Source organism: Nitrospira moscoviensis, from assembly GCF_001273775.1.
In the GTDB taxonomy this organism is placed as follows: Bacteria; Nitrospirota; Nitrospiria; order Nitrospirales; family Nitrospiraceae; genus Nitrospira_D; species Nitrospira_D moscoviensis.
The window spans coordinates 302672-329123 of the sequence record NZ_CP011801.1 but is presented as its reverse complement, the minus strand read 5'-3'; the positions used below and the strand labels follow the sequence as shown (position 1 = coordinate 329123).

General features: G+C 60.7%; 25 protein-coding genes and 2 tRNA genes. 10 read left to right on the top strand and 17 right to left on the bottom strand.

Features of this window, described 5'->3' with window-relative positions; genetic code table 11:
• Window positions 1-4: 4 nt before the first annotated feature.
• The 11 genes from NITMOv2_RS01540 to NITMOv2_RS01490 all read right to left on the bottom strand — a co-directional run bounded on the left by NITMOv2_RS01540 (window position 5) and on the right by NITMOv2_RS01490 (window position 13373).
• Window positions 5-1852, bottom strand: a complete 1848-nt coding sequence (locus tag NITMOv2_RS01540; protein WP_053378218.1) for a carbamoyltransferase family protein — start codon at window positions 1850-1852, stop codon at window positions 5-7.
• Between the two features lie 37 nt (window positions 1853-1889).
• Entirely contained in the window at window positions 1890-2996 is a 1107-nt protein-coding gene (locus NITMOv2_RS01535) for a GNAT family N-acetyltransferase (RefSeq protein ID WP_053378217.1), read from the bottom strand.
• Between the two features lie 264 nt (window positions 2997-3260).
• Window positions 3261-4073: a hypothetical protein gene (locus tag NITMOv2_RS01530; RefSeq protein ID WP_145976129.1), complete on the bottom strand. Its 813-nt coding sequence runs from the start codon at window positions 4071-4073 to the stop codon at window positions 3261-3263.
• Window positions 4074-4091: 18 nt separating this feature from the next.
• On the bottom strand, window positions 4092-4844 hold the full coding sequence (locus tag NITMOv2_RS22395; protein ID WP_083447668.1) for a PCP reductase family protein: 753 nt from the start codon (window positions 4842-4844) through the stop codon (window positions 4092-4094).
• A 27-nt stretch (window positions 4845-4871) separates the two neighbouring features.
• On the bottom strand, window positions 4872-5792 hold the full coding sequence (locus NITMOv2_RS01520) for an Mrp/NBP35 family ATP-binding protein (RefSeq protein WP_053378215.1): 921 nt from the start codon (window positions 5790-5792) through the stop codon (window positions 4872-4874).
• Window positions 5793-5930: 138 nt separating this feature from the next.
• Window positions 5931-7781: a GTP-binding protein gene (locus tag NITMOv2_RS01515; RefSeq protein ID WP_053378214.1), complete on the bottom strand. Its 1851-nt coding sequence runs from the start codon at window positions 7779-7781 to the stop codon at window positions 5931-5933.
• 2 nt (window positions 7782-7783) lie between these two features.
• Window positions 7784-8581: a sulfate adenylyltransferase subunit CysD gene (gene cysD, locus NITMOv2_RS01510; protein ID WP_053378213.1), complete on the bottom strand. Its 798-nt coding sequence runs from the start codon at window positions 8579-8581 to the stop codon at window positions 7784-7786.
• Between the two features lie 30 nt (window positions 8582-8611).
• Entirely contained in the window at window positions 8612-9652 is a 1041-nt protein-coding gene (trpD, locus tag NITMOv2_RS01505; protein WP_053378212.1) for an anthranilate phosphoribosyltransferase, read from the bottom strand.
• Between the two features lies 1 nt (window position 9653).
• Window positions 9654-10370 carry a phosphoadenylyl-sulfate reductase gene (locus tag NITMOv2_RS01500; protein ID WP_053378211.1) on the bottom strand — a complete coding sequence of 239 codons (717 nt, stop codon included), beginning with the start codon at window positions 10368-10370 and terminating at the stop codon, window positions 9654-9656.
• A gap of 16 nt (window positions 10371-10386) precedes the next feature.
• Window positions 10387-12885: a sulfurtransferase TusA family protein gene (locus NITMOv2_RS01495; RefSeq protein ID WP_053378210.1), complete on the bottom strand. Its 2499-nt coding sequence runs from the start codon at window positions 12883-12885 to the stop codon at window positions 10387-10389.
• A gap of 38 nt (window positions 12886-12923) precedes the next feature.
• On the bottom strand, window positions 12924-13373 hold the full coding sequence (locus tag NITMOv2_RS01490; RefSeq protein WP_083447666.1) for an RrF2 family transcriptional regulator: 450 nt from the start codon (window positions 13371-13373) through the stop codon (window positions 12924-12926).
• A gap of 289 nt (window positions 13374-13662) precedes the next feature.
• On the opposite strand from NITMOv2_RS01490, the gene NITMOv2_RS01485 reads away from it, so the two are divergent.
• From NITMOv2_RS01485 to rplT, 7 genes are all read left to right on the top strand, one after another.
• Window positions 13663-14253, top strand: a complete 591-nt coding sequence (locus NITMOv2_RS01485) for a helix-turn-helix domain-containing protein (protein WP_053378208.1) — start codon at window positions 13663-13665, stop codon at window positions 14251-14253.
• Window positions 14254-14321: 68 nt separating this feature from the next.
• A complete protein-coding gene (locus NITMOv2_RS01480) occupies window positions 14322-14594 on the top strand; it encodes an HU family DNA-binding protein (RefSeq protein ID WP_053378207.1) in 273 nt (90 codons plus the stop codon).
• A gap of 128 nt (window positions 14595-14722) precedes the next feature.
• A tRNA-Val gene (locus NITMOv2_RS01475) sits at window positions 14723-14797 on the top strand.
• 74 nt (window positions 14798-14871) lie between these two features.
• Entirely contained in the window at window positions 14872-16803 is a 1932-nt protein-coding gene (gene thrS, locus NITMOv2_RS01470; protein ID WP_053378206.1) for a threonine--tRNA ligase, read from the top strand.
• 10 nt (window positions 16804-16813) lie between these two features.
• On the top strand, window positions 16814-17323 hold the full coding sequence (gene infC / locus NITMOv2_RS01465; protein WP_053378205.1) for a translation initiation factor IF-3: 510 nt from the start codon (window positions 16814-16816) through the stop codon (window positions 17321-17323).
• 33 nt (window positions 17324-17356) lie between these two features.
• A complete protein-coding gene (rpmI, locus tag NITMOv2_RS01460) occupies window positions 17357-17551 on the top strand; it encodes a 50S ribosomal protein L35 (RefSeq protein WP_053378204.1) in 195 nt (64 codons plus the stop codon).
• A 42-nt stretch (window positions 17552-17593) separates the two neighbouring features.
• Window positions 17594-17962 carry a 50S ribosomal protein L20 gene (gene rplT, locus NITMOv2_RS01455; RefSeq protein WP_053378203.1) on the top strand — a complete coding sequence of 123 codons (369 nt, stop codon included), beginning with the start codon at window positions 17594-17596 and terminating at the stop codon, window positions 17960-17962.
• 90 nt (window positions 17963-18052) lie between these two features.
• Here rplT and pheT read toward each other — a convergent pair whose 3' ends face one another.
• Genes pheT through fmt form a run of 5 tightly spaced genes read right to left on the bottom strand, consistent with a single transcriptional unit; the run spans window position 18053 to window position 24434 of the window.
• Window positions 18053-19768: a phenylalanine--tRNA ligase subunit beta gene (gene pheT, locus NITMOv2_RS01450; protein WP_053378202.1), complete on the bottom strand. Its 1716-nt coding sequence runs from the start codon at window positions 19766-19768 to the stop codon at window positions 18053-18055.
• Window positions 19769-19776: 8 nt separating this feature from the next.
• Window positions 19777-21342 (bottom strand): phenylalanine--tRNA ligase subunit alpha, encoded by a 1566-nt coding sequence (gene pheS / locus NITMOv2_RS01445; protein WP_053378201.1) that lies wholly within the window; start codon window positions 21340-21342, stop codon window positions 19777-19779.
• Between the two features lie 9 nt (window positions 21343-21351).
• Window positions 21352-22053, bottom strand: coding sequence for a ribulose-phosphate 3-epimerase (rpe, locus tag NITMOv2_RS01440; protein ID WP_053378200.1), 702 nt, complete (start codon window positions 22051-22053; stop codon window positions 21352-21354).
• Window positions 22053-23453 (bottom strand): 16S rRNA (cytosine(967)-C(5))-methyltransferase RsmB, encoded by a 1401-nt coding sequence (rsmB, locus tag NITMOv2_RS01435; protein ID WP_083447664.1) that lies wholly within the window; start codon window positions 23451-23453, stop codon window positions 22053-22055. The genes rpe and rsmB overlap by 1 nt, the downstream gene beginning before the upstream one ends.
• A gap of 39 nt (window positions 23454-23492) precedes the next feature.
• Entirely contained in the window at window positions 23493-24434 is a 942-nt protein-coding gene (gene fmt, locus NITMOv2_RS01430; protein ID WP_053378198.1) for a methionyl-tRNA formyltransferase, read from the bottom strand.
• An 88-nt stretch (window positions 24435-24522) separates the two neighbouring features.
• On the opposite strand from fmt, the gene NITMOv2_RS01425 reads away from it, so the two are divergent.
• A tRNA-Met gene (locus NITMOv2_RS01425) sits at window positions 24523-24599 on the top strand.
• Window positions 24600-24680: 81 nt separating this feature from the next.
• Entirely contained in the window at window positions 24681-24878 is a 198-nt protein-coding gene (locus NITMOv2_RS01420; protein ID WP_053378197.1) for a hypothetical protein, read from the top strand.
• Window positions 24879-24910: 32 nt separating this feature from the next.
• Here NITMOv2_RS01420 and NITMOv2_RS01415 read toward each other — a convergent pair whose 3' ends face one another.
• Window positions 24911-25603, bottom strand: a complete 693-nt coding sequence (locus NITMOv2_RS01415) for a lytic transglycosylase domain-containing protein (protein ID WP_187299325.1) — start codon at window positions 25601-25603, stop codon at window positions 24911-24913.
• Window positions 25604-25895: 292 nt separating this feature from the next.
• On the opposite strand from NITMOv2_RS01415, the gene NITMOv2_RS01410 reads away from it, so the two are divergent.
• Window positions 25896-26285 (top strand): hypothetical protein, encoded by a 390-nt coding sequence (locus NITMOv2_RS01410; RefSeq protein WP_053378195.1) that lies wholly within the window; start codon window positions 25896-25898, stop codon window positions 26283-26285.
• The last annotated feature ends 167 nt before the right edge of the window (window positions 26286-26452 follow it).

Genomic DNA, 26452 nt, shown 5'->3' with positions numbered 1-26452 from the left:
CCCTTCAATCCAGCGAAAACTCTTCCTGCCAGTTGGAATCTCCGTCCAATGGCTTCTGATCCGCTTTCTGCAGCAGGCAGTTTTCGATGACCAGCACGTCCATACCGGTCCGCATAAAACACCGATAGGCGTCGTCCGGGGTGCAGACAATCGGCTCCCCTCGGACGTTGAACGAGGTATTCACCAGAACCGCGCAGCCGGTCTTGGCTTCAAAAGCTTTCAGGAGCGCATAGTAGCGGGGATTCGTGTCTTCGTGGACGGTTTGAACACGAGCGGAATAATCCACATGGGTCACCGCTGGAATATCGGATCGTGGAATATTGAGCCGCTCGATTCCCCACCGATCACCGTCCTGGTTGGTGGTCGGCAGCCGTCGCTTGCCGGCTACGGGGGCGACCAGGAGCATGTAGGGGCTGTCGACCGCCATATCGAAGTAGTCGGACACGCGCTCTCTGAGCACCGAGGGAGCAAACGGCCGAAAGGATTCCCGGTACTTGATCTTGAGGTTCATCACGGATTGCATTGTGGGATTTCTCGCATCTCCTAGAATACTCCGTCCGCCGAGCGCCCGAGGGCCGAACTCCATGCGCCCCTGAAACCACCCCACGATTTTTCCCGCAGCCAACTCGTCCGTCACCCGATCGAAGAGGATATGATCGGGCAGCCGGCTGTAGGCGGCGCCCCTTGTCGCGAGCGCCTGCTCGATTGTTTCGTCGCTAAAGGCCGGTCCCAGATATGTTCCCTTCATCCCGTCGCCGGTCGGCGCCGGGCGGCGCGGCTGATCTTCGAACCGGTGCCAGGCCGCCAGCGCCGCGCCCACTGCGGCCCCGGCATCGCCCGCCGCTGGCTGGATCCAAAGCCCCGTGAAGGGTCCTTCGCGGAGGATTCTTCCGTTCCCGACACAGTTCAAGGCCACCCCTCCCGCGAGACAGAGCTGGTCCATCCGGGTTTCCCGATGCAGCGTACGGCTCAGCCGCAGCATCACCTCTTCGGTCACGTCCTGAATAGACCGAGCCAGGTCCATCTCCCGCTGGGTCAAGGGGCTCTCCGGCTTTCTGGGCGGCCCGCCGAACAAGCGGTCGAACTGCGATCCGGTCATCGTGAGTCCGGTGCAATAATTGAAGTACGTCATGTTGAGGCGGAATGTGCCGTCGGCTTTCAGATCGACCAAGTGATCGTAGATCGCTTGGACGTACTTCGGCTTCCCATAAGGAGCCAGCCCCATCACCTTGTACTCGCCCGAGTTGACTTTGAAACCGGTGTAGTAGGTGAAGGCCGAATAGAGAAGCCCCAGGGAATGCGGAAAGGGAATCTCCCACAGCGGGGTCAGGGCCTGTCCTTCTCCTACCCAGGCCGACGTGGTGGCCCATTCGCCGACTCCGTCCATGCAGAGCACCGCCGCGCGCTCGTACGGCGACGGATAGAAAGCCGAGGCCGCATGGGACTCGTGGTGCTCGCCGAACAGAATCGGAAGCGACCCGACCTTGGACGCGGTCGGGTGCAGGGAGGACAATTCCTTTTGCAGTTGCGATTTGAGCAGGAGCTTCTCTTTCAGCCACACCGGCATCGCGGCAAGGAACGATCGAAGCCCGGCGGGGGCAAAGGCGAGGTACGTTTCCAGAAGCCGCTCAAACTTCAGGAGGGGCTTATCGTAAAAGACGACGTAGGTCAGCTCGGCGAGCGAGATCCCGCCGGCCTTGAGGCAGTAACGGACGGCCTGCGCCGGGAATCCGGCGTAGTGCTTCTTGCGGTTGAAGCGCTCCTCTTGCGCCGCCGCGACGATCTCTCCATCCCGAATGAGGCAGGCTGCGCTGTCATGATAGTAGGCTGAGAGTCCCAGGATATAGGTCATGCCACCGTCACTCACGAACTGACATCGATCACGGCGGTCAGGCCACGCGATCTTCCATTGCGGCGGGCCGTCCGTCCGGCCTCTTCCCGAACGATCCGATACCCATCGGTATGCCGCTCCACAATCTCGCGACAGTCCTCACGGCTTCGCGGGCCCGCAGGACCCACCTGTGCCGAAACACGTTCACATGATAGAGCCGACGAGCCTCGTTGGTCCATTTCCTGTTCCATTCGACCATCCGGCCGCAGAATTCGACCGTGTGGATGCGCCCTTCGGCAAACAGGGATTGCAAGATCAACTTATGCAGCAAGAGACCGGGTGAGATCCCGTTGAGGCTTTCATCGTAGGCGGTTTTCAAGATCATCAGCGATCCGTTTCGCTCCAGGCACAAGTCGCTGGCGATCGTCTTGCCGTTGGCCGTGAGCTCATAGACGACGCCTTCCTGCCGCTCGCAGAATCCTTCAAGCAACTCGCGATAGAACAGTCCTTGTGCGTTCGTCGCCGACACGGCGCTGCCTTCCCTGCCTTTCCAGCCGTTCGACTCCATCGCACCGTAGCGAGCGATACAATCCGAGACGAGGCCCGGCGCGCGGATCGTCTGAAGCGCCAGGGTGATCCCTTTCTCCGCTAACCGCCGTTCTTGCCGAGCGAGATTGCGGGCGAAGTTGCGGTTGCGGGTTTGCCAATAGTCGGCAAAGCGCCCCTTCACGGCCAGCCAGGGGGTCTCAATATACTCCATCTTTTCGGCCAACCCAACACAGTCCGCGTCGGTGAACGCAGTTGCCAGGGGATCCTGCTGCAATACGGAGAAGCTCAGCGGATAGCCAGGCAGCGATTTCAACAGCGCATGGCTTTGTTCAACGGCCTCGATGTCGTCTTCCAAGACGATCAGCCCGAGCGGACATTGGGAAGGAGTAAAGGTTTCCCATGCGCCCGCCCGCACGTGGCGGAGCAGCGCGGCCCCGCGGCCGTGATCTCTATCGAGCAGTCCCAGGAGTATCCGCTTCGACCCGAAGTGGGACAGCAGCGGTCCGACAAAGGCCGAGTCCAGCAGGATGTGATTGCCGTTGGCGCGGTTGATCTCGTCCCAGAAAGAACGATAACGGGAAAACGTTTCAGCGGCCGGCTGAAATGTCCATCTCATCTCGGCCGCGAGCCTCCGGGGGACCATCTGAAGAGGCTTGGGGAACAGCACAGTCCCAGGATCCCCGCAGACATGGCAGAAACTAGCTGCTCACCTTCCGGCACGCGGCTCGTCCCAGCAAAAAGAACCGGTGTGGCGGGATTGCTCTGATCAGTCAGGGGGGCGCGATGCATCCCCGGATAGTAAGATGAAACGGCGGCTGTGCCGAGGAAAAATCGAATTCCTTCTGTCACCGAATTTTTGGGGAGGACGAAGCGGACGTGTCTATTCGCTATAGAAGAGCAATTGCACGCCGATCAGAAGAATCAATCCAGCCCACAGGAGTTCCCAGCGCGACGAAACGGGGAGCGAGAGGCCGTTCTTCCAGACCCCGACGAGCTTGGAGGAGCCGGCCGTGATGGCGAGCGTGCCCATGATGGCATGGTGGACGGCGATCTTGTCTGCGGAGGGATGAACTCCATGAGAATGGCTGAACAACATCCACCCGCCGATCAAGGCGAAGGCGGGAAGCGGGACCATCCAGACTGCGTGTCTGATCATCCCCGATCGGCGGAGCACTTCGATGCACGCGATCGTCAACGCCAAGACGCCATAGATCTTGTGCTGAAGGATTTCACGGTCGCCGCTGAGAAAGGTCTGGGACAGGCTCATCGATCCAATGGGCCAGGCTTCATGATCACTCCATATCAACAGGAAGATCCCCGTGACTCCCAGCGCTCCGGGCAATAAGAACCCGATCCAGCGTGGCACCGGTGGCGGCAGAGCCAGACGCAGTTCGGCGAGTGCAAGCAGCACCAGCAGCCACCCGGCCACGTGATGGTTGAATTCCGAATAGGCCACCCCGGCGACGGAGCCTTCCCAGGCATCGGCTGACGCCGCTCCACGGTGCTCATGCGGTGAGGCGGAATCATGATCCGGCTCGTACCCCTCTGCGCCATGCTGCGCTGAAGTCGACTCGGTAAAAATAGCGAGCAGCAGGAGCAGCCCGAGAAACAGGACCGGCACCTTACGGGGGAGGGATAAGAATCGAAAGGCCCATCCGGACGGCCGGATGGGCCTTGGTGAATTCGACTGCATACCGTCGAGCGAGCGCGGCTACATGAACTTCATGAACTTGTCTTTCGCGTCATCCATCACCTGCGCCGTGATGGTGGCAAGCCCCCGTTCCTTCGCCAGACGCTCGATCTCCTTGCGTGCCATGGGGCGAATGAAGTCGGGGATGTTTTCCAACCGTTGCTCCGCCTCACGCGACCAGGTCATGCCGTTCGGCGAGTCGTTTTTCGAGTCGTCCATCACTTGAAGCGTGATGGTCTTGAACCCCTGCTTGCGGGCGTAGGCCTCCACGCTGCCCTGCACCATCGGCTTCACGAATGAGGGGAGCCGATCCAGCTTTTCTTTCGCATCGGGAGTCCAGGTGAACTCGGACGGTCCCGGCGTGGTGCCGTTGCCCGGCTTGCCGCCCGTCGCCAGCCCCATCTCGGCCACCATGGCGGAGAAGGGACAGCCGCCGCCGGTCTTCTCGCCCGATTTGGCCGGAGAAGGGGCAGCGGCCACCGGCTGGCCACCCTGGATCTTCTCGTTCAGATAGGCGCCCATCTGGCCGGCACCGGCCTGCGCTTCGTCCTTCAACGTGCCGCGCGTCATTTCAAACGGCGCCGCGGCGTCCGTCCGTCCGCCGAGCTTCACGCCCAGAGAACTGACCATCTGGGTTTCGCCGGGATTGGTCACCATCGAAAACTTCGCGTTGCACGAGGGACAGCCGAAAAAGACCCCGAGCGATCCTTCGCCGGGCTTCTCGACCTTTTCGAAGTTCATGTAGGTTTCGCAGTTGAGGCAAACAAATTTCATAGAGACTCCTCTCTCGGCGGCAGAGGCTTACAGTTTCTCCGCCAAGACTTTCTTATAGTCGAGCAACGTCCGGATGCGGCCGGCGATCTCCTGGTACCGCTGGATCGTCGGGTACGACTCATCCAACAGCGGCGCGCCCTTGTCGAAGGTGCGGGCCAGTTTGCGGTCGAACGGAATCCGGCCGAGCAGCGGCAGATCGAGCACCTCGCACATCGCTTCGGTATTGCCTTCGAACAATTCGTTCAACTCGCCGCAGGAGGGGCAGCGGTACTCGCTCATATTTTCGACGATGCCGAGCACCTTGATCCCCATGTCGCGCGCATACGTCACCGACTTTTGGACGACATCTGAAGCGACCTCCGACGGCGTGGTGACGACGATCGCGCCGGCCAAGTCCGGAATGAAGCCGGCGATCACCGGCGGCTTATCGGCCGCGGCGCCAGGGGGCAAATCCGCGAGCAGATAATCCAGCTCGCCCCAAGCCACATCGGCCAGGAACTCGCGAATGACGTTCATTTCCATGAGACCCAACCAGACAGGGCTCACGTCCATCGGCCCCTTCCAGCGGACGGGTGACGCGTCGTCGAGGAAAAAATCCATCGATGCCACTTTCACTCCCAGCGGTCCGGTCGGAGGCACGGCGCCTTGAGGCGTCATGGTGAGCTGATGCCCATGGAGCCCCAGCATGCGCGGCACGCAGGGACCGTTCAAATCCACGTCAAGCAAACCGACTTGCGAACCTTGGCGGGCGAAGGCCAGCGCGAGGTTGACGGTGGTCATGCTCTTCCCCACCCCGCCTTTGCCGCTCATCACCACCAGCTTGTGCTTGATGCCCGCCATACGGGCATGGACTTGCTTCGTTTGTTCTGTAATCTGCTGGATGACCTTGGCGTCGTCGGAATATTGGAGCTTCCCGAGGATCGTCTTGAGGTCTTTTTCAGGCGCCATATCCATTCCATACCCCGTGAAAGGGAACGTTAAGGGAGGTACGGTAGCACAGCGATTTCTGACGAGTCAAACCACCCAAAGGAAGCAGCACGCATCTGAACAGCCGATTCTTTCTTGCCGCCGGCCGATGCGCCACGGCTAAATGGAATACTGAAACGTCGGCTTGGCTCCGATGGCTTGCGCCAGCACGCCGCGCCGCTTCAGTTCTTCCATGATCCGCTTCGTCGCCGCATCGAAGTCGATGGGACCGCTGAGCACGACGTCGGTATTCGGCGGCGACTCTTCCTCCGACTTGCTCATGTGAACCGCGATGACCGGCGCGGGATGCACCAGCGTCCGGATCACCTGCGAGGCTTCCCGATAGGCCAAGCCGAAGGGATTCGTGGTGGAGACGACGATCAAGCCGGTATCGATGAGGAGTCGCGCCACTTCGCCGTAGCGCCGGGCCATTTCCGCGGTTTGCCCGCGCTCGGCTTCGCTGAGATCCGCATCGAGCCCACGCAATAGGTTCTGGCCGTCCAATAAATAGGCATGCCGGCCGTCGGCCACCAGACGCCCCTCGAGCGTTCTCGCCAAGAACGATTTGCCCGTGTGCCGCCCGCCGGTGATGAGGATGACGGCCGCGCGATGACCGTACTGTTGCGCCCGGTCTTCGACCGTCACTTCGCCTTTGACCCAGGCGAAATCCCGGCGTCTGGCTTCCTCGCGGAGGAATTCCTGATCGTCGTGGACCAGCTCGGTGATGATGCCGCCGCCCGCGATGTCGTATTCGTCGACCAGGACGAACCGGCCGGTCGCTTCGAACGAAGACGACAGGTCGAACGCCACCGGCGCTTTCGTGCGCAGCATCAGTTCGGCCACTTGGTTCTTGTTTACGGTGCTGCTGCCCTGTTGCTGGGCGAGGTCCATCGTGTCGATGATCCGATGGATCGACGCCACTTCGCAGTCCACTTCTTTGGTCGCCACGCGTAATTGATATTTGCGGCCTTTCTCCAGCGGCCGCTTGCCGAGCCAGAAGAGATTGGCCCGAAAGGCCGTCGACACGAGCGGCAGGTGTTCCGCGTGCGCGGCGATCTCTCCTCGTTCCACGAAAATCTGTTCGTCCAGCGTGATGCCGATGGACTGCCCCGCCTGCCCTTCAGTGGGCTGCGGTTCGATGTTGAAGGCTTCCACCGTGCGGATGTTGGCCCGTTTGTTCGACGGCGAGAAGACGAGGTGATCGCCGACCTTGAGCCGTCCCGCCGTAATGCGGCCGGTGATGATGCGGCGTGCGTCGAACTTGTACACGTCCTGCACGGGCAGCCGGAGCGGCTGCTCGACCCGCGCGGTTTCTTTCTTGAATGAACTCAACGTATCGAGGACCGTCGGACCGCTGTACCACGGCATCTGCTCGCTCCGGCTCACGATGTTGTCGCCGAGCTTGGCGCTCACGGGGATGAACTGCGCCGGCACCGCTTTGAACTGTCCCAGAAATTCCCGATATTCCTTTTCGATGCCGTCGAAGACGTCCTGGCGGTAGCCGACGAGGTCCATCTTGTTCACGATCACCGCGAATTGCCGGACGCCCAAGAGCGACAACAAATAGCCGTGCTTCTTCGACTGCTCTTTCACGCCTTCCAGCGCATCGATGAGCAGCAAGGCCGCCTCGGCGCGGGCCGCGCCCGAGATCATGTTCTTGAGGAATTCCTTGTGTCCGGGCGCGTCGATGATGATGTACTGCCGACCCTTCCACATGAAAAACGTGCGGGCCGTGTCGATCGTGATGCCCTGCTCCTGTTCTTCTAAAAAGGCGTCGAAGAGAAAAGCGTATTCGAATTCTTTGCCCTGCTGGCGGCAGATCGCCTGGACTTTCTCCAGCTTGCCGTCAGGGAGTGAACCGGTATCGGCGTAGAGCCGGCCCAGCAGGGTGGACTTGCCATGATCGACATGGCCGACGATGACGATATTGAGGTTCTCGGATGGTTTTGAAACGACCGGCGCGTTGCTCATGGCTACATGTAACCATCCTTCCTGAGTAATTCCATGCCGCGGCCTTCGTCCTGCGCCCGTCCTGATCGCTCAGCCACCGTCGTATGGCGCAGCTCTTCGATGATGTCGTCGACGGTCTTCGCGGTCGATTTGATCGGCGTGGTGCAAGGCGCACAGCCGAGGCTGCGGTAACGCGTGCCGTCGCCCTTGTCGAGATAGAGATCGATGAACGGAATATTTTCGAGCTTGATGTATTCCCAGATGTTGATTTCGGTCCAATCCAGCAGCGGATGGATGCGGATATGCGTGCCGGGCGGGAAGGTCGTCTTGTACTGATCCCAAAGTTCCGGCGGCTGATCGCGGAAATCCCAATCGCCGTGTTTGTCGCGGGGAGAAAAATAGCGCTCTTTGGCCCTCGTCCCTTCCTCGTCCGCGCGGACGCCGAGAATCACGCCGGTGTAGCCCTTTTTCTCCAGCAACTGCTTCAGCCCGTTGGTCTTCAGCGCCGTGCAGCAGACGACTCGACCCATCGTATGGTTCATGCCGGCGGCCAGGGCTTCTTTGTTCTGGCCGACGACCAGATTCAGCCGCCATTCGCGGGCCAGCCGATCGCGGTACTCGATCATGGCGGGAATCTTATAGCTCGTATCGACATGGAGCAGCGGAAAGGGCACATGGCCGAAGAAAGCCTTGCGCGCCAGCCACAGCAGGACCGTCGAGTCTTTTCCCATCGACCACAGCATGGCGAGGTTGTCGAAGTGTTTGTAGGCTTCTCTCAGAATGTAGACACTTTGGTCTTCGAGCTGCCGGAGATGTTTCACGACCCTGGCTCCCTTCCTCTGCGTCGTGGTTTACGCGGCGATCGGCTGCTGGACCAATTCTTCGAGCTTGCGGGCCGCCGCTCCGCCCTCGATCGCCGTCCGGGCCAGCGGGAGACAGGATGCGAGCGAGGCGCCTTTGCCGGCCGCGTACAGCACCATTGCGGCGTTCATGAGCACCCAGTCCTTTTGTCCGCCCTGGACCTGGTTGTGAAGAAGGCGCCTGAGCAGATCCGCTTCCTTCTCGCGTTGATCGGGAGGAAAGCCGGCCATGTCCCGCGACGACGCGACGCTCATCCCAAAATCTTTCGGGCTGACCCCCAACGGCGTGAGGCGTTCGTCCCGCAGCTCCAGCACGCGCGTCGTCATCGACGCCGACAATTCGGGGTCGCCTTCCACCCCGCGCACGACGAGCGCGCGGGGAGAGCCGAGCATCCGCAGGGCTTCGGCGGTTTTCTCGAAATGCGGCGGATGCGACAACCCCACCAGCTGGGCGCGCGCCCTGGCCGGGTTCAGCAGCCGCGCGATTGGATGGAAGACGTTTCTCACGCCCAATTCCTGCCGCATCTCGAGGAAGCGATAGACCGGCGGATGATAGAGGCCGATATCGAGATAGGCGAACCCTTTCTGATTCACTTCTTCGGCAACGGCTTTCGCCTCCGCATCGATCCGGACGCCCAAGGCCTTCAGCACGCCGGCGGCACCGAGCCGGCCGGGCACTCCATCGTAGCCATGCATCAACACCGCGGCCCCGGCAGAAGCCGCGACAATGCAGGCGGCCACCAAGGCGTGAAACGTATCGTGCTTGCCCGCATAGGTGGGAACGTCGACGAGCGCCAGATCTTTTGAGATCGGCAGCGGAGCCACATACTGACGCGCGGCGGCGGTGAACGCCGCCAATTCGGTCACCGACTCCATTTTGAAGCGCATCGCAATGAGAAACGCGCCCACCTGAGCCGGCGTGGCGTCTCCCTCGATCAAGGCCTTCATGGCCTGCTTGGATTCTTCCCAGGTCAGATCCTTGGAGACCTTGGGACCTTTGGCGATTTTTGCGAGGATCGGTTGGAACGACATCTTACGACTTGTGCAACCCACACTCGGTCTTGGCAAAATTTTTCCAGCGGCCGGCTCTCAGATCTTCTCCCGGCGCGACCGGCGCGGTGCAATGCGTGCAGCCGATGCTGGGATAGCCCCGATCGTGGAGCGGATTGTACGGCACCTCGTACACCTTGATGTAGGTCCACACGTCCGCCCACGTCCAGCGGGCGAGCGGATTCACCTTCACGAGCTGGAACTTGGTATCCCACTCGATCAAGCCGGCATGGGCTCTGGTGGCCGCCTGGTCCCGGCGGATGCCGGTGATCCAGGCATCGAATCCTTTCAGGACGCGGGTGAGCGGTTCCACTTTACGGATTTGACAGCAGCGATCCGGCTCGGTGGACCAGAGTGCCGCGCCATACTGGTCCGCCTGTTGCTCGGGAGTCAGCAGGGACTTCATCTGAATGACCTGCGCCGGCTTTAAACCGTACCGTTCGATCACCCGGTCCCGCGTTTCATACGTCTCGGTAAACAGGAAATCCGTGTCGAGATAAAACAAGGGCACGGTCGGATTGAGCCGATGCACCATGTCCAACAGAACGACGTCCTCCGCCCCGAAACTGCAGGCGAGCACGATCTTGGGCGCGTAGCGTTCGATCACGGCAGCCAACACGTCTTGCGGCTGCTTCGCTTCGAATGAATCGCTCCAGGTCTTCAACTCTTTGGCGCTGTCCGCCTGTCCGTTCCCAGTCACACAGTGATCCGTTCCGTTATGCTTCGACCTTTTCCACCAGCACGCGGTAATGGGCCGCTTCCGGCTCCAGCGCTTCTTGCAAAAGGATCTTGTGTCCGTCGTTCTTGAGACTCATGGGCACGTTTTTGATCGGTTCCCCGGCGTCCAGCCAGACTTCCAGTCGCTCGCCCGCATCCATCATTTCCAGTTTGAGCTTCGTCTTCACATAGTTCAGCGGGCAGGCGACGCCGCGCAGATCGTAGACCGGCGCGCCGGTGGGAGCGGGCGCGGCCGGCGCAGGCGCAGGTTGAATCGCCGCTGGCTTGGCTGCGACGGCCTGCCGAGGTTCTTCCGGCACGGCGCCGAACTTGAGGTCCTTGCCCATCTTCTCTGTTGCGGCACGGCAGGCATCGACAAAGCCCTTGGCAAAGGTCATCTTCTCCTGCGCCGATTGAGCCGTCGTATCCTTCGGGCCCAGATCTCCCACTTGCTTACCGAGATCCCGGTACATCGATGGGACAATGCCCTTGGGCGCCAGGCGGCGTTCGAATTCCTGAAACACCTCCGCATCGGTCGCCGGATCCAATCCCTCCGTAACCAGAAGCGCTTTCGCCGCGGCCAGCACGGCGCGATACGACTTGTTCACCGACACGGAATATTGATGCTTCTCGACCAGCAGCTTGGCCTGATACAGCTCCTGGTCCGCCTCCAGGATGCCGTTCTCGATCATTTCGAGCGCGCCGCCGGCGCATTCCCCGGGGCCGAGATCCTCGAGGACGAATTCTTCCTCGCCTTCCCAGTCGTAGTAGAAGGTGGGGTCCTCGTGGTAGGGCGGCACGATGGTGTAGGGAATCAATTCGTCTTTGAGTTTGTTCTTGCCGGCGCGGGCGATGAAGGCCGGCAGTCCTTCGTTCGGTCGGCGGTCGCGCCGATAGACGTCGATCAAATGGGAAATCGCGGCCGGCACCGCCTTGGCTGGCAGCTTCACGGTCATCTGGCCGATCTTGGGCGTGCCGTCGACGGAGCCGCCGAGGTGCAATTCATAGTGCGGGGCGACATGGTCGCCGAGCCGCTTGCCGACCCCGTGCAGGCCGATCGTGGAGATATGATGCTGCGCGCAGGAGTTATGGCAGCCGCTGATCTTGACGCTCACATCCTGGAGATCCGCCGGCACGCGGCCGGCCGGAAAGACTTCCGCCAAAGCCCGCGCGAGGCCTTTGGATGAGGTGATGCCGAGACCGCACGTATCGGTGCCGGGACAGGCGATGATGTCTTCGACCAGCTCAGCGCCCGGATCCGCCAGGCCGCGGGACGCGAGGTCCTCGTAGAGGTCCGCGATCATGTCGGCCGGAATCCAGCGAATGACCAGATTCTGGTTGATCGTCGTGCGGAGATTGCCGTTGGAATACCGCTCGGCCAGATCCGCCACAAACAACATCTGCTCGGCCGTGATGTCCCCCATGAACAATTTGACCGCCGCCGTGACGTAGCCGTCCTGCTTTTGCTTCACGACGTTGGTGCGTTTCCACATCTCGAACGGCGTTTCGCGACCGGTTGCATGGACGCCGCTGCCGTTCCCGTTCCCATTCACTGTACCGTTACGGGTCGGCATGATGAGCGGCGGTGGAGCGTCCCGATGTTGGAGCAGCGTGAGGGGCTTGTGATTCGGCAGCGCGAAGCCCATGGCGGTATAGGCCGCCTCCCAGCGCCGCTTGAATTCCTCGAACCCCAACTTTTCGATGACGAACTTCATGCGAGCCTTGTTGCGGTTCTTCCGGTTCCCCAATGTATCGAAGACCTTGATGACCGCTTCGATGCTCGGGATCAACTCGTCCATCGGCGTGAACCCACGGAGCACTTGGGCCAAGCGCGGCGCGGCGCCGAGCCCGCCGCCGGCCACCATGCGAAAGCCGATCGTGCCGTCGGTCTTTTTTAAGGCCAGCAGCCCGATGTCGTGAATGGGCGTGAGCGCGCAGTCGTGCAGGCAACCGGAGAAGGCGATTTTGAACTTCCGCGGCAAACTTTGGTTCAGCGGGTTGCGCAGCAGATGATAGGCGACGGTCTTCGCATAGGGCGTCACGTCGAACACTTCACCCTGGCACACCCCGGCCAGATGGCAGGCGGTGACGTTGCGAACGGTATTGGCGCATGCTTCCCTGGTCGTGAGGCCGACTTCAGCCAAGCCGCGCATGATGGCCGGCACATCCTTCAGCTCGACGAAATGCATCTGGATGTCCTGCCTGGTCGTGACATGCCCGACGCCGGTGGCATAACGATCGGCCAATTCGGCCACCCGGCGGAGCTGATTCGCGGAAATGCCGCCGAATGGAATCTTGATCCGCACCATCTGCACGCCGGGCTGCCGCTGCCCATAGATGCCGTATTGCAGGCGGAAGGGTTTGAAGAGATCGCCGGAGACCTCTCCTGTCAACGCCCGTTGGGCCTCGGCCTCGAAGGTTTCGATTTCTTCAGCGATCGCCGGGGGGATCGGACTGGTTTCAATTTTGGGAATGGCGAGGGGCTGGACCGAATCCATATCTCGTCTCCTCTCTCGTCGTAAAGGAGGGCTGCACGTCAAATGTGGTACATCGGGTTGCGTTGGGCGTCGATCGCTCGTTGGCGCCCCGCCAACTGTTCGACGGTAATCCCTTCGAGCACTTTCCGCTCCGCCTGCTGCACCTGTTCCCAGACATCGCCCAATAACAGTTCCGGTTTGGTGGCGCGTCGGGCGCCGACTCCATGGCCGGCAAATGATCGATGAAACACCGGTCCTTCCAACGCTTCGAGAATGTCCGCGATCGAGACCGCCGCCGGTTCGTGTGTCAGGAGATAACCTCCCTGTGCCCCTCTCTGGCTTTCGACCAAGCCGGCTTTTTTCATCGCATGGAGGACTTGTTCCAGAAAACGGACCGGAATTCCTTGGCGGCGCGCGATCGCCCGCGCCTGGATCGGCATCTCCTTGCCGTTCATAGCGAGGTCAACTGCTGCCAGGATTCCATAAGTTACACGCTGGGACACCTTCATACTCTAGTATTCCGGTAGGAAATACCGCTTCTTATACAGACGCTTGATAGCTTGTGTCAAGACCTCCTTTGTGAACCGGCGACCCGGTTCGGTCGAATGATCTCCTCATCCGATGTCCTATTGTCTCCCGTGAACAACCTTTTTTATGTGCCGGGAAAGTCCCCGCGCATTTTCAAACCCGATTGTCGGAAAGTCAGACCAGTCGGAGATCGCAGCCGATTGATCCAAATAGCAATTGACATCCTGTGCACCCTGGGCAATAATCCCGCCCTCTTCGCGTGGTGCCTTCATGCCGGTCTCTTCATCTGTCTTTACAGTCCTGCTGCTCACGGCCGATGCGGATGTGCAGGCGCAGTTCAAACAACTCTTCAAGGACGCCTCTATCACCATCGTGCGCGATCGCGCTGCGCTTGAAAAAGAACCGCTGAAACGGCCGTTCGACGCCGTCGTCGTGGAGGCTCGGGACGGGCAGGACGCCGCCGCAGCGCTGCCACCATACATCGACCCTTCTCGTACGTTGATCCTGACCGGCTCGCGGACCGTCCTGAAGCGCACCGCCAAGGTGATGCAATCGATGACTCAGCCCAACGGCCATGCGCTGAACGGCAAGTTCCGCGACGCCTCGCTGGAAGGCTACCTCGAAATGAAAATGGGCGACTTCGTCAAAGGCATGCGCAATGGGTCGGCCCGCAATCTGCACCCGATTCTCATTTCTGCGGTCGAACGACCGTTGATCGCCTCCGCGCTCCGTGAAACACAGGGCAATCAAATCCAGGCTGCGGAACTGCTGGGGCTCAATCGCAACACGCTGCGGAAGAAAATCGTCGATCTTCATATTCCCTTGAAGCGCATCAGGACGAAAGCCGTCCGTACGGTATAGCTCCATGAAGTTGGGCCTGTACGCAATCAATGTGGGCGAATCATTCAACTAACCAAGGAGGGGACTAGATGACGAAGGAAGAACTCATCGCGAAGATGGCCGCCTCAGCCGGAATCACCAAAGTCGCCGCCGGTACCGCCCTCGAAGCGTTTACCGGAGCCGTCACGTCCTCGCTGAAGAAGGGCCAAAGGGTATCGCTGGTCAATTTCGGCACATTTACCATTTCCAAGCGCAAGGCCCGCATGGGCCGCAATCCCCGAACGGGTGAAGCTCTCAAGATCCCGGCCGCCAAGGTTCCGAAGTTTTCCGCCGGGAAAGAGCTCCGCTCGGCTGTGAAATAAGTTTTTTATCCGCACGGATCATCCTGCCGTCGCGAAGGAGGCGGTTTTCCTATTGAATGACCGCCTCCTTCGCTGTGCATTTCTTGACACTGCCTCGTGGCCTATATTAGCATGCCCATCCGGACGATAGGCGCGTAGCTCAGGGGGAGAGCGCTACCTTGACACGGTAGAGGTCGACGGTTCAAGACCGTCCGCGCCTACCATCCAACTGAGGGCACTCGTTTGCCTCTCGGAGGCGGGTGCCTTTGTCGTTTTTGGGACAGAACCTTCTACATCCATGAAGATCACACTGAACGACGGTCGCAGCAGCGAGGTGCGGCCCGGTGAAACAGTAGGGGCGGCACTCGCGGCGCTGGGCGTCAGGGATCGCGGCGACTTGCTCGCTGCCAAGGTTAACGGACAGATCGTGGACCTCTCCAAACCTCTGCATGAAGACGCCACCTTGGAGCCCATTACGTTCGCCAGTGCCGAAGGACGCGAAGTCTATCGGCATAGCAGTACCCACATCATGGCCCAGGCGGTGAAGGAGTTATTTCCCTCTGCCCAATTGACCATCGGGCCGGCGCTGGAAGACAGCTTTTATTATGATTTTGCCTTCGAACGGCCCTTTACGCCCGACGATTTGGAGAAAATCGAGGCACGGGCGAACGAAATTATCAAGCGCAATTTGACCATTTCACGGCGCGAGTTCACGAAGGCCGACGCGATTGAGTTCTTCAAGTCGCGCGGCGAGGGTTACAAGGTCGAACTGATCCAAGGGTTTCCCGACAACGAACCGATCTCGGCCTACACGCAAGGCGACTTCGTGGACCTCTGCCGAGGCCCGCATGTGCCCGCGACCGGCCGCGTGGGGGCCTTCAAGCTGCTGACGACCGCGGGAGCCTATTGGCGCGGCGACGAGCGCAATCCGATGTTGCAGCGCATCTATGGCACCTCGTTTCCGACCCAGGCGGAGTTGGATGCGCACTTGGCGCGGCTCGAAGAAATCAAGCGCCGCGACCATCGGAAAGTCGGCAAGGAATTGGATTTGATTTCCGTGCAGGACGAGATCGGTCCCGGTCTGGTCCTGTGGCATCCCAAGGGGGCGGCGATCCGCCTCCTGATCGAAAACTTCTGGCGCGAGCAGCACATCAAGGACGGATACGAATTGGTGTATTCGCCCCATGTCGCCCGCCTGGATCTCTGGAAGACCAGCGGCCACGTCGACTACTACCGCGACAATATGTTTGCGTCGATGAAGATCGAGGGCAGTGAATATCAGCTCAAGCCGATGAACTGTCCTTATCACATCATGATCTACAAATCGCATCTGCGGAGCTACCGGGATCTGCCGATCCGGTACGGAGAGCTCGGGACGGTGTACCGCTACGAGCGGACCGGCGTGCTCCATGGATTGTTGCGTGTCCGCGGATTCACGCAGGACGATGCGCACCTCTTCTGCCGCCCGGACCAGATGGAAATGGAAGTGAGCCGGGTGCTGGATTTCACGTTCTTCATTCTGCGGACGTTCGGCTTCAACGAGTTCGAGGTGTTTTTGTCGACGCGGCCGAAAGAATCGGTCGGCTCGGATGAACATTGGATGCTGGCGACCAGCGCGTTGGAAGCAGCCCTGAAAAACCGCAACATTCCATACGAGCTGGACCCCGGCGGCGGCGCGTTCTACGGGCCAAAGATCGACATCAAGATCAAAGACGCGCTGGGCCGCTCCTGGCAATGTTCGACCGTGCAGGTGGATTTCAACAACCCGGAGCGGTTCGCGCTGTCCTACATCGGCGAAGACGGCAAGCCGCATCAGCCCATTATGATCCATCGCGCATTGATGGGCTCCATCGAGCGGTTCTTCGGGATTTTGATCGAACATTACGGCGGCGCGTTTCCGACCTGGCTCGCTCCGGTGCAAGCCATGGTCATGAATATCACCGATCATCAGCGTGATTACGTCGCCGCCGTGGTCGCTCAGTTGAAGGCGGCCGGCTTCCGGGCCGAAGCGGACCTGAGGAACGAAAAGATCGGATTCAAAATCCGTGAGGCGGAAAAGGCCAAGGTGCCGTTCATGCTGGTGGCGGGGGACCGCGAAGTCCAAAGCGGCACCTTGTCGGTCAGAGGACGGAGCGGGGCAAACCTGGGCAGTATGACCGTGACGGCAGTGCTGGATCTTCTCCGCAAGGAGACCGCCCGGCCGCAGCAGGATCTTCAACCTACACACTAAGAGGTGGCCTATCGTCCCAAAACTGCGCGTGAACCGTGAAATCCGTGTGCGAGAAGTGCGGGTGATTGGTCCCGAGGGCGAGCAGCTTGGCATCCTTCCCACGCCTGAAGCGTTCCGTCAAGCACAGGAGCAGGGCTACGATCTGGTCGAAGTCGCGCCGACCTCCGTGCCCCCGGTCTGCCGTATCATGGACTACGGCAAGTACAAATATGAACTGAGCAAGAAGGAGCACCAAAGCCGGCGGCACCAGAAGTCGACCCAGGTCAAGGAAATCAAATTGCGGCCCCGGACCGACAAGCACGATCTAGAGATCAAGATCCGGCAGATGAAGGGGTTTCTGGAAGAAGGCAACAAGACCAAGGTTACTCTGACATTTCGCGGACGCGAAATGGCCAATCAGGAAATGGGACGGGCGGTGATGAATTCCGTCATCGAGCAACTCGCGGACGCCGGCACGATCGAATATGCCCCGCGCATGGAAGGCCGCAGTCTGATCATGATCGTGGCGCCGAAGCACTGAAGAACAGCGAACGGATTAACCAAAGGAAGACCTATGAAAGCCAAAACGCACAAGGGCGCCAGCAAGCGCTTCGCAAAAACGGGAACGGGGAAGATCGTCCGGCGGAAGGCCGGCAGACGGCATCTCCTGACCCACAAGGGACGGGACCGGAAGCGGCGCTTGAGCGGGACCGACGTAGTGGATACGACCGCCACCATGGCCCTCAATCGGTTGCTCCCCTATTGCTAACACCGGAAATCGAGACGGTCGTCACGAAAAGGAGTATGGATTATGCCTCGCGCAAAGGGTGGATCAAAAACCAGACAACGTCGTAAGAAGCGGATTAAGCTGGCGTCAGGACAGTACGGCGGCAAGAGTCGGCTCTTCCGGTCGGCTACGGAGAGTGTCGATAAGGGCTTGACCTATGCCTATACCGGACGCAAGAACCGAAAGCGGGACTTCCGACAATTGTGGATCGCGCGGATCAGCGCGGCGGTCAGGGCGCAGGGCTTGACCTACGGCCGGTTCATCAACGCGCTGAAGAAAGCCAATGTATTGTTGGATCGCAAGGTCCTGTCCGACATGGCGATCAAGGATGCCGCCGGCTTTGAAAAGCTGTGCGGTCTGGCCAAACAGCACCTGGCTCCCGCCACCGCGTAACTCCGTCCGCTCTTCCGATTTGGCGCACATGGGCAACACAAGGGGCGGCGATCTGCCGCCCCTTGTCGAATGCTTCTTCGCGGCGAGAGGTTATCCGCCGGCCTCAATGAGCTGCGTGAGGTTGAGGTCGAACGACACCACCGGCACGGCGATCTGCCACCGTTCCAGCACTTCCGGATGAACCTCGCCAATCACGCCGAGCGACTGGCCTCCAACGACGATCCGCCCCGCGCGGCCTTCAAGGAAGGACGGATGCTGGACCGGTTCCAGGCCGTATTCTTTGCCCAGGTGATAGCACAGCACGTCGAGGCAGGAGTGGATTTCGGAGAAATGGGCGGACGCGTGGGCGATGACGGCTCCCAGTACGGTTTCGCTGCGGGACCCCAACTCATGAAAACCGTCAGGGATCGCCACCTCGCCGGCTTCGAAGAGCCGATGCGGATAGAAGGCCCGGCTCGACGCGGCTTCGACGCGCAGCAGCGAGGGCAGCATCCATTGCCGCAGGCAGGAAAAGGTCGCGGCCATGGCGTTATCGACCTCGACCATTCGGCCCCATTCCGTACCGTCCAGGCGCATGGCGCTGCAATAGTTCTCCGGCGAGCCGAGAATATTGGAGATGATTTCCTGAAAGCCCATCCCGACCATCAGCTCGCGCGCCCGGTCGGACGTCTGTTCGATTCGCGAGAGCCCTCCCACCGTGAACTGCGCCGGCATGACCGGCAGGAAGGAGCCATAGCCGCGGCTGATCGCCACGTCTTCGACCACGTCCATCGCATGCATGAGGTCCTGGCGATAGGGCGGCAGCTTCGCCTTGACCGTCCCTCTTCCGATCGAGACGTCGTATCCGTAGACTTCCAGAGCCTGCTTGACCGTTTTCGCGCCGAGTTCCTGACCAAGCGCCCGTTCGATGGTGGTGATGTCGATGGTCCGCGGCCGGCCGAGGTCTCGCGGCGCCACGACCCGTTTGCCGAGCGGCGTGGTTCGTGGATACTGCACTTCGATCGGCTCGACGTCGGCGCCGCGGTCGGCTAGATTCGCCGCGAAGATGTTCAATGTGAGCATCACCATCGAGAGGTCGGTCCCGGTCACCTCGACGAACAGTTCTTCGTCGCCCACCCGCACTTCCCCGATCTCGCGGCTATTGATGATGGGAGGGAACGAGAGCGGCTGATGCTGCGCGTCACGCAAGAAGGGCACCAGCTTTTGCCCGGCCAAGATATGCCCATGCTCCAAGCCCTTCGGATGGACCATGAGAATTTCCGACAAGGTCATCACGGTTTCCATGCCCAACGGCGTGAACCGCGCCTCGTCCGGCTTCACCAACTCATAGACGACGGGAAACACGATTTTCGGCAGTTGATAGATCCCGATGGAGACCGTCTTGCGTTTGTGACCGAAAATATCCGCCAACTTTTCCTGTGTTTGAATCAGCTGAGCTAATCCCTGGTCGGTCACTCGGTAACCCTTGGCCATGCAGGCGGCGACGTAGGGACGGACTTCTTCGAGGCCCTGCCCGACGATCAGGCGCTGATGCGACTTCCGTTTGTTCCCAAAGAAGGCATACGGCTTCAGTTTCCCCTGCTGCTTGATGCGGATCTGCCGCGCGATCCCTTCACAGCACCAGAGGTCGGGACGGTTGCTGTCCTGCAACTCGACGCGCAATTCCCCCGTTTCGGGATTGTGCCCCTTCAGCTCGCCCTTTACGAGCGTGAGCCACTCCTCCAGTTGCTCGATCGAGACCACTCCCTTCGCCTTGCCGCCGAGCAGCGCTTCGAAATCGTCTTTGAAGATGGAAATCGTCGGCATGGCGGTGTCTAGAAGATGCCTCGCATCGTCCGAACGAGGTCCAAGTCGTCCGTAAACAACTGGCGAATGTCGTGAATGCCGAGCGCGACCATCGCCATCCGGTCCAGGCCGAGCCCCCAGGCAATCACGGGTACGCCGACGCCCAGCGGCAACGTGACCTCCGGGCGGAACAAGCCGGCGCCGCCCAGCTCCATCCAGCCCAGGCGGGGATGGCGCACGTGCATTTCGACCGACGGCTCGGTGAACGGAAAATAGGCCGGCAGGAACTTCACGTCCTTGGCCTGAGCGACTTCGCGCGCGAAGAGATTCAGCAGTCCCAACAGCGTGCGAAAATTGATGTCCTCGCCCAGCACGATGCCTTCCACCTGGAAAAAGTCGGTGGCGTGGGTGGCATCGACCTGATCGTAGCGGAAGCAACGCGCGATGGAAAAATATTTCCCCGGGACGGCCGGAGCCGACGCCAATGTCCGCGCCGAGACGGCCGTTCCCTGGCTGCGCAGCACCAACCGCTTCGCCCGTTCAGTATTGAACGCATAGTTCCACCCGGTGGACCCGGTCTTCCCTCCGTCCTGGTGCGCCTGGGCCACGCGCGTCAAAAACGGTTCGGTGATTTTCGTCGCGTGAGTTGGCTGCTTGACGAAGTACACGTCGTGAATGTCGCGGGCGGGATGGAACTGCGGCATGAAAAGGGCGTCCATGTTCCAGAATTCCGTCTCGACCAGCGACCCGCGCATTTCCTGAAAACCCATGCTCATCAGCTTCGTCTTCACCGTATCGAGGAATTCGCGATAGGGGTGCTTCCTTCCGATCCCGACACGGGGGGCGCGCAGGCTGATGGTGTACTTCCGGAAGCGCTTCTGTCGCCAGCTGCCGTCTTTCAACAGCTCCGGGCTCAATTGGGAGACCTCTTCCGCCACGCCTTGTTTCAGCAACTGTTCTGCCGCCCCGGCTCCCGCAGACGACAGTGTGAAGGAGCGCGCCACCCGTTCGTCCACCCGGAACGGCTCTTGGGCGTTGCCGCGTTTGACGGCATTGTCTTCGATTACCTGCCGATGGGCCTCGGGAAAGCTCTGCAGCTCACGCGACGACTCGCGGACTTGCCGCAGCAGGGTGCGGAGCGCTTCAACGGTCTGGCTGGGGCGCCCGGTCGACTCGATACACCCTCCCTGAACAATGAGCACGGCCCCTTCTTTCTTCAGTCGTCCGATGGCTTTGCTGACGTCGGAGGGATCCAGCCCATCGTGCGCCTGGAGATCGGGAATGGTGAGCCGCTTGCCCGTGCCGGACGCTTCCCGCGCGGCGGCCAATACCCGCTCAATCGGGGCGCCGGCGGCGACATACTGCTCCCCGACCTTGGTCAGCGACACGATGGGAGTCACGGTCTCCGCGTGAACCGCGATGAGGGACTTGGCCAGCAGCCACTCGATCGCCATGCTGAGCTGAGACGGTTCCAACTCCGCCGCAGCCGCCAGCTGCTCGCTGTCGAGCACGGTCCCTGGCGGACGGGTCCCGAAAGCCGTCAGGACTTTGACTTCCAACGGATGCAGACTGTCGATGAGTGCGGAAATGTCCACCCTGATTGCCTATCGATGGGCGGCGGCTCGCGGCGTCGGAGACGCGACCGTTTCTCCCGCCGCGCGCAGGGCCGCGATGGTGGCGGTGTAGTCCTGCTGGCAGAAAATGGCCGACCCCGCGACGAGAGCGGTAGCGCCGGCTGCCACGATCTCGCGCGCATTGTCGGCTTTGACTCCGCCGTCGACTTCGAGCAGCGCATGGCTCTTGATCTGGTCCAGCATGGTCCGGGCGGCCGCGATCTTCTTGAGCACCGAGGGAATGAACTTTTGGCCGCCGAATCCCGGGTTGACCGACATGATCAAGACCAAGTCGACATCACCCAGGATCTCTTGCAGCGATCCGATGGGGGTGGCAGGGTTGAGCGTCACCCCGGCTTTGACCCCGCGTTCCTTGATGGACTGAATCGTACGATGCAGGTGCGGGCAAGCTTCGACATGGACGGTCAAATAATCCGCGCCGGCCTCGGCAAATTCCGGGATGAAGGCATCGGCGTTGGTGATCATCAAATGGACGTCGAGCGGCAGCCTGGTCACCTTCTTCAGACTTTCGACGATGGGCGGGCCGACGGTCAGATTGGGCACGAAATGGCCGTCCATCACATCGACGTGCAACAGGTCCGCGCCGGCCCGCTCGACCGCTGCGACCTCATCGGCCAAGCGGGCAAAATCCGCCGAGAGAATCGACGGAGCGATGTAAATCGGATGACCCATCACGTTTTCTTTCGCAGACGGGCGGCATAAAAGCCGTCCATTCCGCAATCATTGCCCATGGTCGAGAGCGCGCCGCGAACGGTGACAAAGGGGAGAGCGGCGGGGGGAAGCCACGGGGCCACGGATTCGCGCGTCCATTCGGGATGGGCCTCGCAGAACCAGCCCACCACCGCTTCGGTTTCTTCCCACTCCGTCGAACACGTACTATAGACCAGCACCCCGCCGGGCCGCAAGACAGCGGAGACCCCGGTGAGGAGGTCTCTCTGCAACTGGCGATGCCGCTCAAACATGCCGGTGTGCTTCTTCCATTTCGCGTCGGGATGGCGGCGCAACACGCCTACACCGCTGCAAGGAGCATCGAGCAGGATCCGATCGAATGCTCCCGGGGATGCCGCCTGTTTCAAGGCTGCGATCGGCGTTCGCGCATCACCCAGCACCGGTTGAACGACCGAGGCACCGAGCCGCCGGCAATTTTCCTGGAGCAGCTTGAGCCGCTCCTGCTGCCGGTCCATCGCGACAATGTGGCCTCGGTTGTCCATCAATTCGACGAGATGAGTAGTCTTCCCGCCCGGCGCCGCACAGGCATCGAAGACCACTTGCCCCGGTCGCGCATCGAGGAGCGGCGGGATGAGCTGAGCCGCTTCGTCTTCGACATAGAAGTCACCGGTCAGAAATCCCGGCAAGGAGGTCACCGGTTGGCCTTTGTCGAGTGTCGCACCGGATGGACTGACGGAGGTCGGATGGGCCGGGATCCCCTCTTGCCGCCAACGCTCCAGCAACGCCTCCCTGTCGACACGACGGCGATTGACGCGCAGCGTCACGCCGGGGATCGTGCTGCTCGCCCGGCAGGCAGCCTCCGCCTGCTCGGCCCCCAGGCGCTCGATCCATCGGCGGCAAAGCCATAAGGGAACGGCGTAACGGACAGACAAGGCTTCTGCAGGATGAGCGGCCGCATCCGGCAGCGGTGGTTCCGGCAGACGGATCAGATTGCGCAAGACTCCATTGATCAATCCGCTCCAATCACGCCCCAGGTGCTTGCCAGAGGATTTCGCCAGCGTGACGGTCTCATCCACCGCCGCGCGAGCGGGGATCCGATCCAAGTAGAGAAGCTGGTAAGTCCCCAACCGTAACAACATTTGAACGATCATCGGAAGCCGGAACAGTGGCTTGCCGAGAAGAGCGCCCAACCGCCAGTCGATCGTTTCCTGTCGCCGCAGCACGCCATAGGCCAGCTCCATCACCAACGCGCGATCCCGAGGATCCGGCAAGGCCGCAGTTTTTTGCTCGATCAGCTCATCGAGCCCACGATCGTTGCGTTGACAGGCGAGGAGGACAGCAAGCGCCATGGCCCGGGAGGAGGAGGCCGGTGTGTCGGCAAGCTGAATTGGTTCAGCAGGCATTGTGAGCCGATTGCGATGAGAGCGGGATGTTAAACAGTCTTATGGAGCAGCCGTGCCCAGCTGAAGGCCGGCCGCCACACGATGGCCGGCAAGAAATTGCGCGACCGGCATGCGCTTGGAGTTGGCTGTCTGGATTTCGAGAATTTCCAGAAGACCATGGCCCGTCGCAACAATGATAGACTGTTTCGTCATCGCGACGATGGTTCCCGGCTTGTCCGTGGACGAAGCGGCGTTAGGAACCACCTTCCAGATATTCCACCGCTCCGCACTGAGAAACGTATAGGCGCCGGGCCACGGCGACAAGCCGCGGACGCGATTCGCCAGCGCTTGAGCCCCCATCGTCCAATCCATCAGGCCGTCTTCCTTCTTGAGAAGCGGTGCCATGGTGGCCTCCGTCTCATCCTGCTTTTGCGGCGTGAGGGTACCGGCCTTGAGCCGTGCGATCGTCTCGACAAGGAGCCGTCCGCCGAGCTTCGCCAGGCGAGGGGCTAACGTGCCGGCCGTATCCTCGGGTAGGATCGCGAGCTTCTCCTGCAGCAGCATCGGCCCGGTATCCATCCCTTCGTCCATCAACATGGTGGTGATGCCCGTTTCTGTTTCGCCGTTGATGACGGCCCATTGTACCGGCGCGGCGCCCCGATATTTCGGCAGCAGGGAGCCATGCACGTTCACGCAGCCCCTCGGTGGAAGCCGCAGGATCGGCGCGTGCAGAATCCGCCCGAAGGCCGTCACAGCGATCAGCTCCGGCTTCCAGGCCGAGAGAGCTGCAAGAAATTCCGGTGTCCGGATCTTCAGCGGCTGCAGGACAGGAATGCCGGCGCGCTCGGCGACGAGCTTTACCGGCGGGGGCATGAGGTGCTGGCCCCGTCCCTTCGGACGATCCGGCTGCGTCACCACGCCGACGACTTGATTATCCGAGCGCAGCAACGCCTCCAACGACGGCACCGCGAAATCCGGTGTGCCCATAAAAACGATACGCATGCTTAAGGCTTTAGCACCGCGGTCCTGGGAATGCAATCGCGTGGCCCATCAGCTTGACTTGCCGTTCAGCGCTTTGTTAGCATCCGACCGCGGGGTGGAGCAGCCTGGTAGCTCGTTGGGCTCATAACCCAAAGGTCAGAGGTTCAAATCCTCTCCCCGCAACCAATCGCCTCTCTTTCCTCTCTCCTCTTTGAACCCATTCAGCGACTTGTTGTACTATCGCCAGCGCGACGAAGGGAGTGTTCCGTGCATTTCGTCCGGATCGGCAACCGCGCGCTGAACCTCGATCGCGTCACGCATTGCGAGGTGCAGGTGTGGCACGATGCAGTATCGGTGAAGATTTATATGACGGGGATGGCGAACAATACGCCCGTAGTGCTCAACGAAGAAGAAGCCAAGGAGTTTTGGAAGTACATTGAATACATCGCCGAGAAGCCGGTCTAGCTCGGAATACGTCCAGAGCCGTCCGTTCACCCTCATCTCAAGGTCAGAGTGTCGTTCAGTGCCATCACCGTCGTGCTCGAACGGTAATCCCGATAAAAGCCCATCACCTTCTTCACGTACGTCTTCGTTTCCTTGAACGGCGGGATCTGTCGGTACCGGTCCACTTTGCGTTCGCCCGCATTGTACGCGGCCAGAGCTAGGCGAATGTTTCCATTGAAGCGGTCCAGCAGATAGCGAAGATGTTTGGCGCCGCCGGCGATATTTTCCCCCGTGTCATAGAGATTGCGCACGCCGTGACGAATGGCGGTTTCCGGGATCAACTGCATGAGGCCGACGGCGCCTGCTTTGGAGATGACGGTGGGATTGAAGTCGGACTCCGCTTTCATCACCGCCATGAGGAGGGCGGGCGACAGCCGGTATTCCCGAGCATAGCGCGCCACCGCTTCTTCCAGCTCACGATCGGAGATCGACGCGTGGTAGCGTCCTTTGCCCGTCATCGGCGTGAATGCCGCGTCAGACGGCACATTGGTTATATAGACAGTCCCGTTCGGGCTGACGTAGCGATAAATGTCGGCATCCGCCAGGACTGACGGGGTCGAAGTTACAAGGATCATGAGGGCAGCCCAGCCCGCCAGGCGCCCCTTCCGAATCAACCCATAAGTGGACGTCATCCCATCTCTGCTGGGGGTCGCCAGTCCAGCGATTGTCAGCGTCTTGATCTTCATCTCCTCCTCCTCCATCAGCTAGGTGGCTGACAGGTGTTCCATTGTCTGCTCGCCCGCACGGCAGGGATATGCGCACCTTCCATGCCATTCCGTTGCTGCGAGAAGAATGTCTTTTCCATTGGTAAAGCAATCAGTTAGGTCCCGTCCTCCATCCCAACTTCCGTAGGGAATGCGCTGCTCGGCCACAGGCGTTTTTTGTCAGCGAACCGCACTTTGTCGTATTCGCATTGAGGGAGGACAGATAAGGGGCTCTTATGCTATGAGGAGAGGGTCGGCGTAATAGGGAACTGGGATGCGAGCCAAAGCTTCTCTCTTTACAGCGTTCGGTCTCATCGGCTGCCTGTTGGGCGGGTGCGCTGAGGAATTCATCGTGTATCACAGCCAGAGCGGCGCCCCTCTCATCATTTCCCGCCGCGCATTCAGTCCCGAGGGGTGCTTGGACGAGGTGAAAGCGGACGCCGCCCGGCTGGGGGTGACCTTCCGTCATATCCACGTCAGAGGATCCACCGTCGGTCGTTCGCTCCTATGGCCGTTCGAGCCGGGTTATGCCTGCGAAGCGGCCGTTGGCCCCGAAGAGCTTCCGAGCGGCGCCTATCCCATGGAGACCTTTCACATACCCCCTACGCCTACCACGATGACCGGTTCCTTCAGCGCCGTCGGCCCTTTCGAACGAAACCAGTAGAAAAAAACCCTTTCCAGTAGATTTCACCGTTGACAACACCGGCCGTTGCGCAGTATTACTCCGCCTCCACATGATGTTGTGGGTGCCGAGGAGTCGCATCTTCCCCATCCGTTTCAGAGGAAGGGAGGTGAAAGCGGACAGCCGGCGTATTGGTCCTGCGCGCCGGG

Excerpts from the sequence above, each read along its gene's own strand:
- pheT (WP_053378202.1), bottom strand. The coding sequence starts at position 19,768 with ATGCCGACGATTTCCATCTTCAAAGACGATTTCGAAGCGCTGCTCGGC.
- NITMOv2_RS01415 (WP_187299325.1), bottom strand. The coding sequence starts at position 25,603 with ATGAAGATCAAGACGCTGACAATCGCTGGACTGGCGACCCCCAGCAGA.
- rpmI (WP_053378204.1), top strand. The coding sequence starts at position 17,357 with ATGAAAGCCAAAACGCACAAGGGCGCCAGCAAGCGCTTCGCAAAAACG.
- NITMOv2_RS01515 (WP_053378214.1), bottom strand. The coding sequence starts at position 7,781 with ATGAGCAACGCGCCGGTCGTTTCAAAACCATCCGAGAACCTCAATATC.
- NITMOv2_RS01495 (WP_053378210.1), bottom strand. The coding sequence starts at position 12,885 with ATGGATTCGGTCCAGCCCCTCGCCATTCCCAAAATTGAAACCAGTCCG.
- NITMOv2_RS01540 (WP_053378218.1), bottom strand. The coding sequence starts at position 1,852 with ATGACCTATATCCTGGGACTCTCAGCCTACTATCATGACAGCGCAGCC.
- NITMOv2_RS22395 (WP_083447668.1), bottom strand. The coding sequence starts at position 4,844 with ATGAAATTTGTTTGCCTCAACTGCGAAACCTACATGAACTTCGAAAAG.
- rplT (WP_053378203.1), top strand. The coding sequence starts at position 17,594 with ATGCCTCGCGCAAAGGGTGGATCAAAAACCAGACAACGTCGTAAGAAG.
- NITMOv2_RS01520 (WP_053378215.1), bottom strand. The coding sequence starts at position 5,792 with ATGGCGCCTGAAAAAGACCTCAAGACGATCCTCGGGAAGCTCCAATAT.
- rsmB (WP_083447664.1), bottom strand. The coding sequence starts at position 23,453 with ATGCCTGCTGAACCAATTCAGCTTGCCGACACACCGGCCTCCTCCTCC.
- NITMOv2_RS01480 (WP_053378207.1), top strand. The coding sequence starts at position 14,322 with ATGACGAAGGAAGAACTCATCGCGAAGATGGCCGCCTCAGCCGGAATC.
- trpD (WP_053378212.1), bottom strand. The coding sequence starts at position 9,652 with ATGTCGTTCCAACCGATCCTCGCAAAAATCGCCAAAGGTCCCAAGGTC.
- NITMOv2_RS01530 (WP_145976129.1), bottom strand. The coding sequence starts at position 4,073 with ATGCAGTCGAATTCACCAAGGCCCATCCGGCCGTCCGGATGGGCCTTT.
- NITMOv2_RS01490 (WP_083447666.1), bottom strand. The coding sequence starts at position 13,373 with ATGAAGGTGTCCCAGCGTGTAACTTATGGAATCCTGGCAGCAGTTGAC.
- rpe (WP_053378200.1), bottom strand. The coding sequence starts at position 22,053 with ATGGGTCATCCGATTTACATCGCTCCGTCGATTCTCTCGGCGGATTTT.
- NITMOv2_RS01485 (WP_053378208.1), top strand. The coding sequence starts at position 13,663 with ATGCCGGTCTCTTCATCTGTCTTTACAGTCCTGCTGCTCACGGCCGAT.
- NITMOv2_RS01410 (WP_053378195.1), top strand. The coding sequence starts at position 25,896 with ATGCGAGCCAAAGCTTCTCTCTTTACAGCGTTCGGTCTCATCGGCTGC.
- NITMOv2_RS01535 (WP_053378217.1), bottom strand. The coding sequence starts at position 2,996 with ATGAGATGGACATTTCAGCCGGCCGCTGAAACGTTTTCCCGTTATCGT.
- fmt (WP_053378198.1), bottom strand. The coding sequence starts at position 24,434 with ATGCGTATCGTTTTTATGGGCACACCGGATTTCGCGGTGCCGTCGTTG.
- thrS (WP_053378206.1), top strand. The coding sequence starts at position 14,872 with ATGAAGATCACACTGAACGACGGTCGCAGCAGCGAGGTGCGGCCCGGT.